The organism is Amaricoccus tamworthensis, from assembly GCF_049800875.1.
GTDB lineage: Bacteria > Pseudomonadota > Alphaproteobacteria > Rhodobacterales > Rhodobacteraceae > Amaricoccus > Amaricoccus tamworthensis.
The window spans coordinates 25,864-39,711 of the sequence record NZ_JBNAFV010000003.1; the positions used below are offsets into that span (position 1 = coordinate 25,864).

19 protein-coding genes are annotated in these 13,848 nt (G+C 69.3%); 6 read left to right on the forward strand and 13 right to left on the reverse strand.

Annotation, left to right across the window (positions count from 1 at the left end; translation table 11 throughout):
• Positions 1–42: 42 nt before the first annotated feature.
• The 4 genes from ACP15P_RS07335 to ACP15P_RS07350 are packed head-to-tail and all read right to left on the reverse strand — an operon-like array spanning position 43 to position 2,305.
• The gene (locus tag ACP15P_RS07335; RefSeq protein WP_424927844.1) at positions 43–498 is read right to left on the reverse strand and encodes a hypothetical protein; all 456 of its coding nucleotides are present in this window, start codon (positions 496–498) and stop codon (positions 43–45) included.
• A 2-nt stretch (positions 499–500) separates the two neighbouring features.
• Positions 501–1,442: a phage tail tube protein gene (locus tag ACP15P_RS07340; protein ID WP_160786245.1), complete on the reverse strand. Its 942-nt coding sequence runs from the start codon at positions 1,440–1,442 to the stop codon at positions 501–503.
• 24 nt (positions 1,443–1,466) lie between these two features.
• On the reverse strand, positions 1,467–1,883 hold the full coding sequence (locus ACP15P_RS07345) for an acyl-CoA transferase (protein ID WP_160786244.1): 417 nt from the start codon (positions 1,881–1,883) through the stop codon (positions 1,467–1,469).
• Positions 1,880–2,305: a MerR family transcriptional regulator gene (locus tag ACP15P_RS07350; protein ID WP_160786243.1), complete on the reverse strand. Its 426-nt coding sequence runs from the start codon at positions 2,303–2,305 to the stop codon at positions 1,880–1,882. The genes ACP15P_RS07345 and ACP15P_RS07350 overlap by 4 nt, the downstream gene beginning before the upstream one ends.
• Between ACP15P_RS07350 and ACP15P_RS07355 the strand changes: the two genes are divergently transcribed.
• From ACP15P_RS07355 to merA, 4 genes are read left to right on the forward strand one after another with little or no spacing between them, the layout of a single operon-like run.
• On the forward strand, positions 2,304–2,771 hold the full coding sequence (locus ACP15P_RS07355; protein WP_424927845.1) for a mercuric transporter MerT family protein: 468 nt from the start codon (positions 2,304–2,306) through the stop codon (positions 2,769–2,771). The two genes, ACP15P_RS07350 and ACP15P_RS07355, sit on opposite strands and share 2 nt — an antisense overlap.
• Positions 2,772–2,789: 18 nt before the next feature.
• Complete coding sequence (locus tag ACP15P_RS07360) at positions 2,790–3,095, forward strand: heavy-metal-associated domain-containing protein (protein WP_424927846.1); 306 nt, start codon at positions 2,790–2,792, stop codon at positions 3,093–3,095.
• A gap of 4 nt (positions 3,096–3,099) precedes the next feature.
• Positions 3,100–3,333, forward strand: coding sequence for a mercury resistance system transport protein MerF (gene merF / locus ACP15P_RS07365; RefSeq protein ID WP_160786240.1), 234 nt, complete (start codon positions 3,100–3,102; stop codon positions 3,331–3,333).
• Positions 3,326–4,762, forward strand: a complete 1,437-nt coding sequence (merA, locus tag ACP15P_RS07370) for a mercury(II) reductase (RefSeq protein WP_424927847.1) — start codon at positions 3,326–3,328, stop codon at positions 4,760–4,762. Before merF ends, merA begins: the two co-directional genes overlap by 8 nt.
• A gap of 50 nt (positions 4,763–4,812) precedes the next feature.
• Here the strand turns inward: merA and ACP15P_RS07375 are convergent, their stop codons facing one another.
• From ACP15P_RS07375 to ACP15P_RS07410, 8 genes are all read right to left on the reverse strand, one after another.
• Positions 4,813–5,442: a DUF6441 family protein gene (locus ACP15P_RS07375; RefSeq protein ID WP_424928126.1), complete on the reverse strand. Its 630-nt coding sequence runs from the start codon at positions 5,440–5,442 to the stop codon at positions 4,813–4,815.
• A gap of 5 nt (positions 5,443–5,447) precedes the next feature.
• The gene (locus tag ACP15P_RS07380; protein WP_424927848.1) at positions 5,448–5,759 is read right to left on the reverse strand and encodes a head-tail joining protein; all 312 of its coding nucleotides are present in this window, start codon (positions 5,757–5,759) and stop codon (positions 5,448–5,450) included.
• Entirely contained in the window at positions 5,759–6,094 is a 336-nt protein-coding gene (locus tag ACP15P_RS07385; RefSeq protein ID WP_424927849.1) for a DUF2190 family protein, read from the reverse strand. Before ACP15P_RS07385 ends, ACP15P_RS07380 begins: the two co-directional genes overlap by 1 nt.
• Positions 6,095–6,168: 74 nt before the next feature.
• Positions 6,169–8,226 (reverse strand): prohead protease/major capsid protein fusion protein, encoded by a 2,058-nt coding sequence (locus ACP15P_RS07390; RefSeq protein ID WP_424927850.1) that lies wholly within the window; start codon positions 8,224–8,226, stop codon positions 6,169–6,171.
• 4 nt (positions 8,227–8,230) lie between these two features.
• Positions 8,231–9,787, reverse strand: a complete 1,557-nt coding sequence (locus tag ACP15P_RS07395) for a phage portal protein (protein ID WP_424927851.1) — start codon at positions 9,785–9,787, stop codon at positions 8,231–8,233.
• Positions 9,787–10,008, reverse strand: a complete 222-nt coding sequence (locus tag ACP15P_RS07400) for a phage head-tail joining protein (protein ID WP_374293204.1) — start codon at positions 10,006–10,008, stop codon at positions 9,787–9,789. The genes ACP15P_RS07395 and ACP15P_RS07400 overlap by 1 nt, the downstream gene beginning before the upstream one ends.
• On the reverse strand, positions 9,999–12,002 hold the full coding sequence (locus tag ACP15P_RS07405) for a phage terminase large subunit family protein (RefSeq protein WP_160786234.1): 2,004 nt from the start codon (positions 12,000–12,002) through the stop codon (positions 9,999–10,001). Before ACP15P_RS07405 ends, ACP15P_RS07400 begins: the two co-directional genes overlap by 10 nt.
• Positions 11,950–12,546, reverse strand: a complete 597-nt coding sequence (locus tag ACP15P_RS07410) for a hypothetical protein (RefSeq protein ID WP_424927852.1) — start codon at positions 12,544–12,546, stop codon at positions 11,950–11,952. The genes ACP15P_RS07405 and ACP15P_RS07410 overlap by 53 nt, the downstream gene beginning before the upstream one ends.
• A gap of 112 nt (positions 12,547–12,658) precedes the next feature.
• On the opposite strand from ACP15P_RS07410, the gene ACP15P_RS07415 reads away from it, so the two are divergent.
• Complete coding sequence (locus ACP15P_RS07415; RefSeq protein ID WP_160786232.1) at positions 12,659–12,931, forward strand: hypothetical protein; 273 nt, start codon at positions 12,659–12,661, stop codon at positions 12,929–12,931.
• A 95-nt stretch (positions 12,932–13,026) separates the two neighbouring features.
• Positions 13,027–13,599 carry a DUF3489 domain-containing protein gene (locus ACP15P_RS07420; protein WP_160786231.1) on the forward strand — a complete coding sequence of 191 codons (573 nt, stop codon included), beginning with the start codon at positions 13,027–13,029 and terminating at the stop codon, positions 13,597–13,599.
• A 48-nt stretch (positions 13,600–13,647) separates the two neighbouring features.
• Here the strand turns inward: ACP15P_RS07420 and ACP15P_RS07425 are convergent, their stop codons facing one another.
• On the reverse strand, positions 13,648–13,845 hold the full coding sequence (locus ACP15P_RS07425; protein WP_160786230.1) for a hypothetical protein: 198 nt from the start codon (positions 13,843–13,845) through the stop codon (positions 13,648–13,650).
• Between the last annotated feature and the right edge of the window lie 3 nt (positions 13,846–13,848).

Sequence of the window (13,848 nt, forward strand, 5' to 3'; positions counted from 1 at the left end):
CCAGGTCCCAGACCTGCCAACCCTCCGGAGTTTCCGGACGGTTCAGCCGCGCCGGGCAGTCCGGGCAGGCTTGCTCGCGGCCCTCGTAGGGTGCGCAGGCTTGGCAGTATCGCTCGCCCCCGCCGAAGGACCATTCGGCAAGAGCGCGGAGCCGTTTTTTTCCTGCTCCAGCAGCAGGCCCTTGGAGACGTAGGTCAGCTGGAAGGCCTCGAAGATCGGCCAGACATCGAGCAGCGCGTCGATGGCCTCCGGGCTCGGGTCGATGGCGTTGCCGTCGGCGTCGCCGATGCCCTCCCAGGCGAGCACCGCCCGACGCGCCAGCGCCTTGGCGAAGGCGACCGCGCGTTCCTCGTCCGAGGCCTCCTCGGGGACCGCCTCCACTACGGGGTCGCTGCGCGTCGCCACCATCAGCGCCGTCGTCAGCGGGCGGAGCTGCACGCGGACGCCAGGGGCGAGGTCATGCCAGCGTGGCGCGTTGGTCAGGTCGAGCGTCAGCATCCTCAATACACCTCTATGTCGTTGATCAGGGTTGCGGTGCACATCCGGCCGACCACGCTGTCGCGCGCCGCCTGCCAGTCGAACGTTGCCTGCACGCCCTGCGGACCCGAGATCTCGATGCGCGGGCGTGGCAGATAGACGGCGTGCACCGTGAAGGTGAAGCTCTCGCCCGAGGGCAGGACGTAGGCGAATTCCATCTCGCAGGCCTCGCCGTTGATGGCCTGCGTCACCAGCGTCTGGTCGGCGAACCGCACCTCGATCCGACCCGTGAGCGCCGCGATGCTTGGGTCCGCGCCGTCGATGCGCCCGTCCGAGCGGATGGTCTCGATGCGGTCGAGATTGTTGGCATAGGTGATCTCGGCCGAGACCACGTTGCCGAGCGCGGTGCCGTTGCGCGTGATCGCCCCGTTGAAATGGCCGAAGCGCTTCAGCTCCAGCGCGGCGGGCGTTCCGGCGCTGGTGGTCGTGCCCACCGTCTCGCCCTGCGCCACCAGCCGCGCGGTTGCCGTCAGCAACCCCGACCGCTGCATCTGCCAGGTGATCTGGTCGAGCACGCAGCCCGAGTACATCGCATAGCGCGGTACCTCGGGCATGCCGGTCTCGATCGACATACTGGGCAGCGTCCAGGACCCCGACTGGAATTCATGGCTGTACGGGGCCTCGGCGCCCGTGGTCGTCGGTGTCCCGAAGGCCGCCTTCAGCCAGAAGCCGAAGGCCTCGGCGTCGAGCGGCACCACGACATCGCCATCGGCCGTCACCGCGTCCTTGATCGGCGCCAGCGGATCGCGACCATAGCCGAGCAGCTCAGAGTTCAGCAGCGGTTGCTCCGCCCCCAGCGAGGTGCTGGCGAAAGGCATGCGGGTGAAGCCGCTCACGGGCGGCGTGCCATAGGTCGTCTCGAACGCAAGCGCCATCAGCGCCCGCGCCCCTTGGGCTCGTGCCATGGTGTTCTCCTCGGGTTGTCGGGATCAGCCGAGCGGGTCGGCCGTGGAATAGTGCAGCACCACCGGGATCACGGCGGCCTTCAGGCTGGCCGCGCCATCGACGGGCAGATCGACCGGGCGCGGAGCTTCCGCCTCGGTCCAGTCGCAGAGGCCGCCCAGCGTGCGGTCGGCGGCGAGCGCTGCGCCGATGCTGGCGGTCAACGTGTCGAAGGCGGCGTCACGGTCCGCGCCCTGCACGACCGCCTCGATCTCGGCTCGGTGCTGGTAGTGATAGCGAAGCGGCGACAGCGTGACCTCCGGCTCCCCCGGCTCGCCGTCGCGCATGATCAGCAGGCCTTCCGCCGGCACGCGCTCGGGCAGCACGTCGCCCCGCAGCGCGGTGGCGGGCAGCGCCGAGAGCCGCGCGTGCAGCGCGGCGAGGATGGTTTCGCGGGGTGTCATGGGTCGGTCGGGTTGGAAATCGCGTCGAGCACCGGACAGTCGGGGACTTCGGCGCCCGAACACCTGGATGCGGTTGCAGCAAGGACGGATTCGATACGCCGAAGATCCGCGATCCTCGCGCGGACATCGGCAAGGTGGCGCTCCGTCCGCTCCTTGACTTCCGCGCAGGTCGGCGCGGTGCCGTCGCCAAGTCCCAGAAGGCCGCGAATGTCCTCCATCGAGAACCCGAGTTCGCGGGCGCGCAGGATGAAGCGCAGGCGCGTGGCGTGCGCGGCGGAATAGATGCGGTAGCCGGCGTCGGTCCGGGGCGGGTCAGGCAACAGGCCGGTCTTCTCGTAATATCGGATCGTCTCGATGTTGCAGCCGGTCGTCCGGGCAAGATCTCCGCGTGTGAAGCCGCTCTCGCGCTCGTGATCGATCATGGGCAAGTTTCCTCTTGAGCCTGTAGTTGCTACAGACCCTACACCCATCGTCAATCACAGACGAGAGGTGCGCGACATGGCGCTGACAGACGACAGAACGGACAGCACGGGCGCGGATCGCCCCGCCCGAAAGGGCTGGCTCGCGGCGGGCGGTGTGCTGGGCGCCTTTCTCGCCTCGGCCTGCTGCATCGGGCCGCTGGTGCTTCTGACTCTCGGCATCTCGGGCGCCTGGATCGGCAACCTGACGGCTCTGGAGCCTTACAAGCCGATCTTCGCCGTGATCGCGCTCGGCTTCATCGCGGCGGGTTTCTGGCATTTGTATTTCCGCAAGCAGACCGTCTGCGAGCCCGGTTCCTACTGCGCAAGGCCAGCATCGGCGCGCATCACCAAGTCGGCGCTCTGGGCCTCCCTGATCCTCGTTCTCGCAGCCCTCACCATCGACTGGTGGGCCCCGCTTCTCTACTGACCCCGAAAGGACATCCACATGAAGAAGATCCTTGCACTCGCCTTGTTCGGCCTGACCGCCGTTGTGCCGATCACCGCCATCCCTGTTGCCGCGCAGACCGTCGCCGCCGAGCAGACCGTCACCTTCGCGGTGGACAACATGACCTGCGCGCTGTGTCCGGTCACCGTGAAGCGTGCGATGGAGGGCGTCGCGGGCGTGAGCGCCGTCGAGATCGACTTCGAGGCCCGCACCGCCACGGTGATCTTCGACACCGCCGCGACGAGCGCCGACGCCATCGCGACCGCGTCGGCCAATGCAGGCTACCCGGCGCGTGTCGCGGGCTGACGAGATGACCGAGCAGACCGACCGCAAGCTGATCGCGACAGGTGTCGTCGGCACCGTCATCGCAGCGCTCTGCTGCTTCACGCCGATCCTGGTCGTTCTTCTCGGCGCCGTGGGCCTGTCGGCCTGGCTTGGCTGGCTCGACTATGTGCTGCTGCCCGCGCTCGCCTTTTTCGTCGCACTGACCGTGTACGCGGTCTGGAGACGGCAGCGGCGCCAGACCACTCGAACGGATGGATGACTTGATGAAAGACGATTGCTGCGCGCCCAAGGGCGATTTCGACCTTGCCGTGATCGGCGCCGGATCGGCCGGGTTCTCGGCCGCGATCACCGCCGCCGAGGGAGGCAAGCGCGTCGCGCTGATCGGCCATGGCACCATCGGCGGGACCTGCGTGAACGTGGGCTGCGTGCCCTCCAAGACGATGATCCGGGCCGCGGAAGCCCTGCACGGTGCGCAGACAGCACATCGGTTCCCGGGCCTGAACGGCGAGGCGCAGGTCGCCGACTGGTCGGCGCTGGTTGCGGCCAAGGACGATCTTGTCGCGACACTGCGCCAGAAGAAGTACGCCGACCTGCTGCCGGGCTACGAGGGCGTCAGCTATCTCGACGAGGGTCCGGCGCGGATCGTCCCCGGCGGGGTCGAGGTCGGCGGTCGCAAGATCACGGCTCCCAAGGTGATCGTCGCGACCGGCGGCCGACCCGCCGTGCCCGACATCCCTGGGGTCCAGGACGCACCAACGCTCGACAGCACGTCGCTGCTGGAGCTGGACCGGTTGCCCGAAAGCCTGATCTTCCTCGGCGGCGGCTATATCGGCGTGGAGCTGGCGCAGATGATGGCGCGGATGGGCACCCGCGTCACCATCGTCTGCCGCTCGCGCCTGCTGCCGCGTACCGAGCCGGAGGTGTCCCGGGCGCTGACGGAGACGCTGCGCGCCGAGGGCGTCGCCGTTGTCGATGGCGCGACCTACGACGCCGCACGGCGCGACGGGGCCCGTGCGGTCCTGACGGTGACGGTGGACGGCGCAGACCGCGATCTGACGGCCGACCGCCTCGTCCTGACGACGGGACGCGCAGCCAACACCGAGGGGCTGGGCCTCGCGGAGATGGGCGTCGAGACCGACGCGCGCGGCGCGATCCGGGTGGGCGACGACATGCAGACCACGAAGGCCGGCATTTTCGCGGCAGGCGACGTCACCGACCGCGACCAGTTCGTCTACATGGCCGCCTATGGCGCCAAGCTCGCGTCCCGCAACGCCGTTCTGGGCGGGGCGGAGCGCTACGACAATACCGCCATGCCGTGGGTGGTGTTCACCGATCCGCAGGTTGCAGGCGTGGGCCTGACCGAGGCGCAGGCCCGCGCGGCGGGTCATGACGTCAAGACCAGTGTGCTGACCCTCGACAACGTGCCCCGCGCGCTCGCCGCCCGCGACACGCGCGGCCTGATCAAGCTGGTCGCGGACCGGGCGACCGACCGCCTGCTGGGCGGCGTGATCATGGCGCCGGAGGGCGCCGACAGTGTCCAGACGCTCGCCATGGCGCTCAAGTTCGGCATGACGACAAAGGCGCTCGGCGAGACGATCTTCCCCTATCTGACCACGGTAGAGGGGCTGAAGCTCGCCGCGCAGACCTTCGACAAGGATGTCGCGAAGCTGTCGTGCTGCGCGGGGTGATCCGATCCGTCGATCTCGTGGCTGCCGAGCAAGATTGCGCATCGATGCGATCACAACCTACCCTCCACCCAGTTCGCCACGATCAACCCGGGCACGCTGTCCAACGCCCGGTCGGCATCGCGCGCCAGATCCAGCCGCTTGGGCAGCTTGACCTGCGGGACCAGCAGGAAGATCGGCGCGGTGACCTTGCCGCGCCCCGTCTTGGAGCGCGACACGACCGCCTGACCCTTCGTGTTCAGCCGCCCCTCCGCGACCAGCAGGCTCGGTCCGGTGCGGCGGTAGACGAAGCGCAGGCGCAGCCCGCGGCGCCGCTCCCATTCTCCGGGTGTGATCCTGCCACCGCGCAGGGATTTGCCTGCGGCGGGCAGCGGGATCGCCAGCCAGAACCCGTCCTTAGAGCGGATCAGAGGGCCGGTGTCGTGCGCGCCAACGATGACCGGTGCCTTCGACCAGACCAGCGCTGCCGCGTCCAGGCTCTCGCCCGACCTCGGGAAGTTCTGGCTGCGGATCGAGTTGGAGAGCCGCGTGCCGAGTCCCGCACCGGTGATCTGCAGCCGCCAGGCCGACTTCAGCCCGGTCCCGGCCTCGCGCATGGCGGCCGTCACCGCGCGTTCGCCCGCCGCGACCTCGGCCGCCATCATCGCGACGATGTCGGGATCGATGGCGAGCTTCAGCTTCATGGACGTCATGCGGGCCCCAGATCGATGGTCCAGACCAGCCGCTCACGATCGCGGACGGGCTCTCCCTGGATGAGGAAGGCGTCGCCCTCGATCTCGATGCGGTCGCCTGGACGCGGGGATGGAACCTCGGTCACGCGCAGATCGATACGGGTGGTCTCGGACCACAGCCGGGCATCGCCGAAGTCCGATATGGCGTCAGCGCGCCGGGCGACGACGCGCACCAGCACGGGCGCGCCGCCTTCGGCGATGTAGACCGCGTCCCGGCCGATATTCGGATCGGCGAAGAGCGCGCCCACGGCGGCGGCGAAAGCGCTCATCAGAACGTCGCGTTCAGGCGCACCCGGCCGATGGTGTCGCCCGCGCCGCTCGCCACCGCCTCGACGGCCACGCCGATGAGGGTGTTGTCGGTGGCGACCGTGGTGCAGCGCTTGTTGGTGTCGTCCCAATAGACCTTGGCGCCCACAGTCCAAGCCTGCGAGCCGACCTTGGTGATGTCGAAGATGCCGACGAGCGCGGTCTCGACGGGCTCGCCGAGGGCGGCGGCGCCAGCAGCGATGCCGAAGATCGAGCCGACGAGCAGCCCATCGCCGGAGGCGACGGCATAGGGCGCGGTCAGGGTGATGGAGTTGCCGGGCTGGACGTAGTTTTTCATGACGGGGATCCTCGTGGAAAGACGAAGGGCGGCCCGTCAGGACCGCCCGCGTGTCAGGGTTCAGGAAGCGGGCCTTATGCGCCCGGGTTCTTGTAGAGGCCGCGCCAGTCGATCGCTTTGGCGCCGAAGTCGAGGCGGCACTTGATCTCGACGCCATCGACGTCGAAGCCGTTGCGCGTCTCGATGTAGGCGCCCTGCTGACCCTCGAGATAGGCGTATTCGATGGTGTCGATCTGGTTCGGGCTGGCCGCCAGATACCAGGCGGTCTCGCTGGCGGCGTCGAGCCGGGGTTCACTGATCGGCGCGAGCGTCCGGATCGACTGCGGCACCACGCTGGACGTGGCGGCGGGCACGAGGTTCTGGGCGACCAGCTGCTCGGCCTTCAGTTCCAGCGAGGCGGGCACGATCAGGAAGGCGGGCCGGACGTTCAGCACCGTCTTCTTGTCGAGGCCGGTCTGCCTGGCCATGGCGGCGCGGGCCGCGCCGACACTGCTGACATCGAGCGCCGCGCCGGTGCCCGCGAGGTTCTTGTGGGTGGTGTGGAACAGCGCGTTGCCGTCGGCCATCGCCGGGTTGGCGGTGATGATGCCCCAGACCACGTCCGACTCGAGCTGGGCGATGGAGTTGCCGTACATCGCCGGGATCCGGGTGAAGGCGTCGAGATCGTCGTTGATCAGCGTCTGGCGGGTGATCGCGACCACCCGGCCATAGGTCTTGACCTTGTAGCTCTCCTTGCTCTCGCCGAGCGTGCCGCGCTTGAACTCGCCGCTCTCGCCGACTTCCAGCAGTTGCGGCGCTTCGCCGAGCTGCACCCGGTGCATCGCCTTGAAGTCCGTCGCCAGCACCTGGCGGCAGAACAGCATGAAGGTGCGGGGATAGGCTTCGTAGGCTTGCCGCAGGGTCTTGTTGGTGACCGCCGACAGGATCTCGGGGAAGTCCGAGGTCGAATGCAGGGCCCGTGTCGCCACCTCGTCGCGCGACAGGCCGCGGGTGTTGACCCCGGCGTTGCCGAGGCTTTCGCGGGCCAGTTCCAGCAGCGTCATGCCGCGGTACTGGCGGGCGGCGTCCTCCAGCTGGAACAGCGTCGGGCTGTAACGGTGCAGGAGCGCGTTGGCCACCGCGTCGCGGCGGGTGATGCGCTCGTCCCGGCCGCCGAGGGGCACGGAGACATGCGGGAAGGTCCGGGTCTCGTCCGACTTGGCCGCGACCTGGTCGAGGATCAGGCGGCGGGACTCGTCGATGCTGACGCCGCGCTTGACCAGGTCCTCGGCGAAGCCGCGCTCGAGGTTCAGCCGCGCGGCCAGATCGTAGATGGTGGAGACGCGGTCGCGCTCGGCCTCGCGGGCGCGCGTTGCGACCGCCTCGGTGTCGGGCGCGGGAGTTGCCTGCGTCTTCGGCTGGCTGCGCGTCTCGCTGGCGGCGACCTTCGGGTCGGGCGCAGCCGGTTTCGGCTCGGTCATGGTGGTGTCCTCGGTTTCGACCGGCTCGGTCGGCTGGGTGGTGGCGGGTGCGGCGGCGTCGCTCGCCGGGGTCTGGCTCTGCTCCGTCATCGGGATCGGTCCTTTCGTGGTGGAAGGGGCGTCCCGGCGGTGGAGGACGCAGTCGTGAAGGGGATGCTGGGCGCGGAAGCCCGCGGCGGGGTCGGCGCCGACCGCGACGGCGGACACCTCGAAGGGCGTCCAGTCCACCGCCCGCCAGAGTTCGCGGGCGGCCTCGGGTTTCGAGACCTCGAAGCGGTGGACCTGGTAACCGATGGAGACCGCGCGGATGTGGCCTGCCTGGATGTCGCGCCAGATCGGCTCGACGTCGGCGCGCTCGGAGATGCGCACCAAGGCGATGCCGCGTCCGTTCTCGATCCGCGCCGAGCCCGGCACGACCGAACCGATCACTGCGTCGAGCGTGTCGAGTTCGTGCACCTTCAGGAACGGCGCGCCCGCGTTCAGCCGGTCGAGCCGGACATGGGCGGGATCGAGGCTCAGCTCCTCGTCGTAGGGCTCCCCGAAGAATGTCGCGCGCCGGACGCGGGCCCCGGCCGACCAGACCACCTCGACGGTGCGGGTGTCGGCATCGGCGGTGTTCGGCGCAAGCTCCGCCGACCGGCGCATGGCCGGCAGTTCGATCATCGTGTCCATGAGGTCAGTCCTGTTGGTCGGCCTGCGCCGGGTCATTGTCCGCGTTGGCGGCCGGGTCGTCGGTGTCCGGTTCGTCGGCGGCCGGATCGGTCGCTGTGTCGCCGGTCTGCGCGCTGCCGGTCTTGGTGGCCCGTCGCGGGTCGCTGTCGAGCACCAGCCCCAGCGCATCGAGCTTGGCGTTGGTCGCGGCGATCTCGGCCAGCACCGCGTCCGGGTTGCGTCCCTGTTTCGCGATCACCTCGGCTAGCGTCATGGTGCCCGAGCGGATCGACAGCAGGTTCGCCATCGCGTCCTTCTGCGGATCGACCGCCTCGAACTTCGGCGGCGACCATTCCACAGGCACGATCGGCGACGGGATCTGCCCCGCCGCCCATGCGGCTTCCGTGAACCACCGCCACACCGGGGCGCAGAACATCGGGATGAACAGCTGCCATTGGACGGCGTCGATCTGGCGGCGGAACTCCACGAGACCCGCCCGGATCGAGGAGTAGTTCACTTGGGACAGGTCCCCCGTCAGCAGCTCGTAGGGCACGCGGAAGCCTGCCGAGATCGTGTGCAGGCTCGCGCGCTTGTATTCGCCGTAGCCGCCCGTCGCCGAGGGCTGGTTGAAGCGGATGTCCTTGCCGCCGCGGGCATAGGCGATCAGCCCCGGCTCGAACTGTTCCACCCGGTTGCCGTCGGCATCGACCACGGAGGGCGCGATGCCCTGTTGCGCCTCGTCGTCGCCGAAGACGATGGCGGTGACGCAGGCCTCGGTCTTCTTGCGAACCAGTTCGGCCACCTCGTAATCGTCGAGATCACGCAACGACCGGATCACCGGCGCGCCCCAGGGGACGCCGCGCGCTTGCGTGCGCTGCTTCTCGTAGACATGGGCGATCTCGGTCGCGGGGACCGGGCGGCTCTGCAGGCCGTTTTGCAAGGCCCCATAGGCGTCGCCCGGGTGCTCGGCGTGCAGCCAGTAGGCCCGGCGCTTGCCGACCGGGTCGAACTCGATCCCCTGCACCAGCCGTCCCGCGCCGAGGACGCCGGATTTCGTGGCGTCGAGGAAGTCGGCCTCCAGCACCTGCAATTGCAGCGGCACAGGCAGACCATCCGAGGATCGCCGGAGCCGGCGACGCACCAGGACCTCGCCCGCCTCGACCATCTCGCGACAGATCAGCGTCTGCAGACCATAGAAATCGAGCTGGCCGTCGGCATCGCAGTCCGCTGTCCAGCGCTCGAACAGGGCATCGACCTTCCGATCGAGCTTGTCGTCGCCGCTCGCGGCGCGCGGCATGATGCCCGCGCCGATGATGTTGTTGACCAGCACCGCCACGGCCTTCGCCGCATGCGGGTTGTTGCGCACCAGATCGCGCATGCGGTCGCGCAAGAGCGCCCCAGCGACGCCGATCTCGGTGTCGGCCGAGGATCCCGGCGCACGCCAGCCTTCGGTGCGCCGCCCGCGCGCGGCGCCGTCGTAGCCCCGCGTCAGGGTCTCGAACGCCTGACGCGCCATCACGCGGCGCGCGGCCATGCGCGGCGCCACCGTGGCGATGGCATGATCGAACCAGGTCGCCGACATCAGCGGTCCCCGCGCGAGAAGCCCGCGAGCCCGGCCACCGGCAGCGGCCGCGTCGTCCCCGCGATGGCGCGCTCGATGGTCCTGATGCGGGCGAGGAGATCCTCGGCCGAGCCATAGTCGACGGATTTGCCATCGTAGCTGACCCGCGTCGTCCCGCTGGCATAGGCCCGGCGCAGCGCCGAAAGTTCGGTTTCCGTCCAGTCGGTCATGTTCAAAACCATCCTCCGCGCCGCCCGAGCCAGTCGGAGCGGCGCTTGCCCTGCGGGGCCTGTCCCGGCCGGTTGATCTGTCCGGCGGGATCGGTGTTGGTGGGGGCGGGCCCGAGCTGATCCTCGAGGTCGCGCCATTTCTCCTCGGGCCAGCGATCCGCGCCCGCGATCCAGGCGGCAGCGCGGGCATAGACCCTGCAATCCAGCGCTTCGTTCCGCTCGCGCAGCTTCTGCCATTCCAGCCGGGCGAAGCCGCGCTTGGTACGCACCGTCACCAGCTGTTCGGCGACGAACTGCTTCAGCCATTCGTTCTCGACCCAATGCGGCAGATGCACCGAGCCGGGCGGGAACGCCGCCCCGTCGGCCATCTCCTCCTCGGTCGGCCGCGCCAGCCGCAGGAAGCGGTAGGTCTCGGCCTTGAAGGTCGAGACCGCCACGGTCCAGAGCCGGGCCCCGCGCCGCAGGCGTTTCCCGCCCTCGGTCGCGTCGACGAAGGTCGGCCCCGACACCGGGCTGGAACGGTTGAACCCCTCGACGCCCTTCACCGGCGACACCTGCCCAAACCCCTGCGCCCGCGTCCAGGAATAGACCGCCGGGGCCTCGTAGCCCGTGTCGATCGCGAGCCGCGCGATCCGCAGATGGGCGCCGCGCTCGTGCAGCCAGGACCGGTCCAGCAGCGCGGTCAACTCCGACCACGCGTCGTGCCGGTCCGGTCCGCCCTCGATCACGACGTGATCGACGAGCCAGCTTTCCAGTCCGCGACCCCAAGCCCAGACATCGACCTCGATCCGGTCCTTCTGGACATCGGCTCCGGCGGTCAGGAACAGCCCGCCCGCAGGCACGGTGCCGGATGTCCAGCGCTCGCGACGGTCGTAGAGCCGCTGCCAGTCCGGGGCTTCCCCGGTTTCGACCCATGTCTCGCCGAGGATGGTGTTGCGGAATGCCTTGATCGCCTCGTCCGACCCCTGAGCCGCGTCCCATGCCCGCACGATCCGCTCCCAGCTCAGCCAGCCGATCGGCGAGTAGAGCGCCGAGAGGTGATACCCGACCGTGGTTGGATCGGCGGCCGTGGCGGTCGCCCGCCATTCGCCACCCTCCAGCATCGCCGTCTTGTGGTGCTCCGCGATGGGCGTGTCGCAGCCCTCGCAGTGATATTCCGCCGTCTCCGGGCGGCCCTTCTGCCAGCGCAGCCGGTCGAACTTCAGCCACTGCATCGCGCCGCAATGCGGGCACGGCACGAAGAACCGGCGCTGGTCGGACGCCTCATATTCCCGTTCGATGCGCGACAGCCCCCGGATGGTGGGCGTCGAGACCAGCAGCACCTTGCGCCGATGGGCGAAGGTCAGCGACCGCGCCTCCGCCAGCGTGACCGGATCGCCTTCCTCGTCGGCCGAGGCCGGATAGGCGTCAACCTCGTCGAGAAAGATGTATCGCGCCGGGGTGGACCGCAGCCCGACCGCCGAGTTTGCCCCCGTCATGATCAGGATGCCGCCCGCGAACTCCTTGGACAGCATGGTGTTGCCGGCGTCCCGCGACCGGGCCGGTTTGACCCGCTCCCGCAGCTCGGGGCTCTCGTCGATCAGCGGGTCGATCCGCTGGCGCGAGTTGCGCTTTGCGAGTTCCACCGTCGGCTGGACCGCCAGCATCGGGCCGGGCGCCTGGTGGATGGCGAACCCGATCCAGTTGTTGCCCGCCTCGGTCGCGCCGACCTGCGCCGCCTTCATGAACACGATCCGCTGGGTGGGATCGCCGGGCGACAGCCGGTCCATGATCTCGCGCATATAGGGCGTGCGCACCGTGCGATACCGCCCCGGCTCGGCCGAGGCGCGGCCCGACAGCATCCGGTGCCGGTCCGCCCATTCCGAGACGGTCAGGTCCGGATCAGGCCGCAGCCCGTTGCCCCAGGCGCGCAGGATCTCGCCCGCGCCGTCGAAGTCCGTCAGGCCATCATCATCATCGGAAGTCGGGCCGGACCTCGGCGAGTTCGTCGAGGTGGGCGCGTACATGTTTCTCCAGGACCTTCTGCATCGCGGCTGGCTCCACGGTGATCTGCTGGCCTGTCGCGTCGCTGCACGAGGCCGAGAGCTCGGCCGCCATCAGCGCCGCCGCACGCGCGGGCCAGTTCACCCATGCGTCCCGTTCCTCCCGCGCCAGCCGGAACACCAGCGCCAGCGCGCGGGCCCGCTCGATCAACTCCCCCTTCAGCTTCTGGAGCCTGATGCGCCGTTCCTGCGCCTTCAGCACCTCGTTCGCGGTCTTCGCCTGCAGGAAGGTCGTGCCGCCGCCGACCGCCGGCACCGCCAGACCCTGTTCGCGGAGCGTGTCGCCGACAGCTGCCACCGCCGCCTCGGGCACCGGCTTGAGCTTCGGCGCGGGCGGCTTGCGGGTCTTGGACGGGTCCGTCGTCTCGGCACGCCTGGCGTCGCTGGCGGCAGCATTGATGCTGCCGTCGGGATAGAGAACCAGGCGCTCGCCGGCCTTCGCCTTCTGGATCGCACCGCGCGACAGCCCGACATGCGCGGCGTACTGGCGCTCGCTCATGCCCTGCATCGACGGCTCCGATTATCATTCAGATTCATGTGCTTATCGAGTTGATAAGCGGCGCCACCGGAGCGAACGTCCATCCCACAAGGACGATGCAACTCACCACGGAGCCACCACGATGACCACCCGCCTGAACCCGATCACCACCCCGCGCCACGAACTCCGCGCCGAGAAGGTGCGCCGGAACAAGGAAGCCGCGCTCGCGGCCTTCATCGGCAAGAAGGCCGAGATCGACGAGATGCTCGCCCGCCTGCAGGCGCTCAGCGACGACCATTTCAACTGCGCCCCCGACGAGGCGGGCTGGGCCATGGTCGGCACCCTCGAACACTACGCCAGCCTCCTGAAGCGCATCACCGACAGCGCCTTCGGCGAGGGCGAGCACGCTCGCTGATCTCCGGCACTGCCGGAACTCCCGCCGCGCGCCCTGCGTGGCTCGGGGTCGTAGAAGGCGCCGCATGACGCGAGCCCGAATACGGAGCCGACCCCATGACCAAGCTTTCCGACACCCAAGCCATGATCCTGAGCGCCGCCGCCCAGCGGCCCGAGCGCATTGCCCTGCCGCTGCCCGAGAGCCTGCGCGGCGGCGCCGCCGCCAAGGTGGTCGGCGCGCTGCTCGCCAAGGGCTTCCTGCAGGAGGTCGACGCCGACATGCGCAAGGGCGAACCCGTCTGGCGCGAGAGCGGCGACGGCCATGGAGTCACACTGGTCGCCACCGCCGCAGGGTTCGCCGCCATCGGCATCGAGACCGAGGACGCGAACCCCGCGCCTGTGGGCGCGACTGACGCGCCGACAGAGGAGCCAGCGCCGGAGGCCGCCACCGGCACCGAGACCACGCCCAAGGCGCGCACGCCGCGCGAGGGCACCAAGCAGGCGACCCTGATCGCCATGCTGCGCGCGCCGGACGGCGCGACCATCGAGGAGATCATGGCCGCGACTGGCTGGCAGTCGCACACGGTGCGCGGCGCGATGGCCGGGGCCCTGAAGAAGAAGCTCGGGCTCGAAGTGACCTCGGAGAAGGTCGAGAACCGGGGGCGGGTCTATCGGCTTCCGGCAGCCTGATCGCACGCACAAGAACTCAGGCCGCCGCCCCGACTGGGCGGCGGTTTCTCATTGCCACGAGAGCAGATCGCGGGCGGCTGCTTGAAGGATATCTTGCGCCATGCGTGGCTCGCAGGTGTAGATGCCACCAGCTTCCGGTTCGCCGACATGCTCCGCGAACCAGTTCCGACCCTCGTCCGAAATCGGACGCAGGACGACGATGGTCCCGTGATCGTTGATCTCGATATGTTGCCAGCCTTCGGACATGCA

What these genes read in the sequence shown, in the direction of transcription:
- ACP15P_RS07380 (WP_424927848.1), bottom strand. Translation starts at nt 5,759, where the DNA reads ATGAGCGCTTTCGCCGCCGCCGTGGGCGCGCTCTTCGCCGATCCGAAT.
- ACP15P_RS07395 (WP_424927851.1), bottom strand. Translation starts at nt 9,787, where the DNA reads ATGTCGGCGACCTGGTTCGATCATGCCATCGCCACGGTGGCGCCGCGC.
- merA (WP_424927847.1), top strand. Translation starts at nt 3,326, where the DNA reads ATGGATGACTTGATGAAAGACGATTGCTGCGCGCCCAAGGGCGATTTC.
- ACP15P_RS07345 (WP_160786244.1), bottom strand. Translation starts at nt 1,883, where the DNA reads ATGACACCCCGCGAAACCATCCTCGCCGCGCTGCACGCGCGGCTCTCG.
- ACP15P_RS07350 (WP_160786243.1), bottom strand. Translation starts at nt 2,305, where the DNA reads ATGATCGATCACGAGCGCGAGAGCGGCTTCACACGCGGAGATCTTGCC.
- ACP15P_RS07425 (WP_160786230.1), bottom strand. Translation starts at nt 13,845, where the DNA reads ATGTCCGAAGGCTGGCAACATATCGAGATCAACGATCACGGGACCATC.
- ACP15P_RS07335 (WP_424927844.1), bottom strand. Translation starts at nt 498, where the DNA reads ATGCTGACGCTCGACCTGACCAACGCGCCACGCTGGCATGACCTCGCC.
- ACP15P_RS07405 (WP_160786234.1), bottom strand. Translation starts at nt 12,002, where the DNA reads ATGTACGCGCCCACCTCGACGAACTCGCCGAGGTCCGGCCCGACTTCC.
- ACP15P_RS07415 (WP_160786232.1), top strand. Translation starts at nt 12,659, where the DNA reads ATGACCACCCGCCTGAACCCGATCACCACCCCGCGCCACGAACTCCGC.
- ACP15P_RS07360 (WP_424927846.1), top strand. Translation starts at nt 2,790, where the DNA reads ATGAAGAAGATCCTTGCACTCGCCTTGTTCGGCCTGACCGCCGTTGTG.
- ACP15P_RS07385 (WP_424927849.1), bottom strand. Translation starts at nt 6,094, where the DNA reads ATGAAAAACTACGTCCAGCCCGGCAACTCCATCACCCTGACCGCGCCC.
- ACP15P_RS07340 (WP_160786245.1), bottom strand. Translation starts at nt 1,442, where the DNA reads ATGGCACGAGCCCAAGGGGCGCGGGCGCTGATGGCGCTTGCGTTCGAG.
- ACP15P_RS07420 (WP_160786231.1), top strand. Translation starts at nt 13,027, where the DNA reads ATGACCAAGCTTTCCGACACCCAAGCCATGATCCTGAGCGCCGCCGCC.
- ACP15P_RS07400 (WP_374293204.1), bottom strand. Translation starts at nt 10,008, where the DNA reads ATGGTTTTGAACATGACCGACTGGACGGAAACCGAACTTTCGGCGCTG.
- ACP15P_RS07410 (WP_424927852.1), bottom strand. Translation starts at nt 12,546, where the DNA reads ATGCAGGGCATGAGCGAGCGCCAGTACGCCGCGCATGTCGGGCTGTCG.
- ACP15P_RS07355 (WP_424927845.1), top strand. Translation starts at nt 2,304, where the DNA reads ATGGGCAAGTTTCCTCTTGAGCCTGTAGTTGCTACAGACCCTACACCC.
- merF (WP_160786240.1), top strand. Translation starts at nt 3,100, where the DNA reads ATGACCGAGCAGACCGACCGCAAGCTGATCGCGACAGGTGTCGTCGGC.
- ACP15P_RS07390 (WP_424927850.1), bottom strand. Translation starts at nt 8,226, where the DNA reads ATGGACACGATGATCGAACTGCCGGCCATGCGCCGGTCGGCGGAGCTT.
- ACP15P_RS07375 (WP_424928126.1), bottom strand. Translation starts at nt 5,442, where the DNA reads ATGAAGCTGAAGCTCGCCATCGATCCCGACATCGTCGCGATGATGGCG.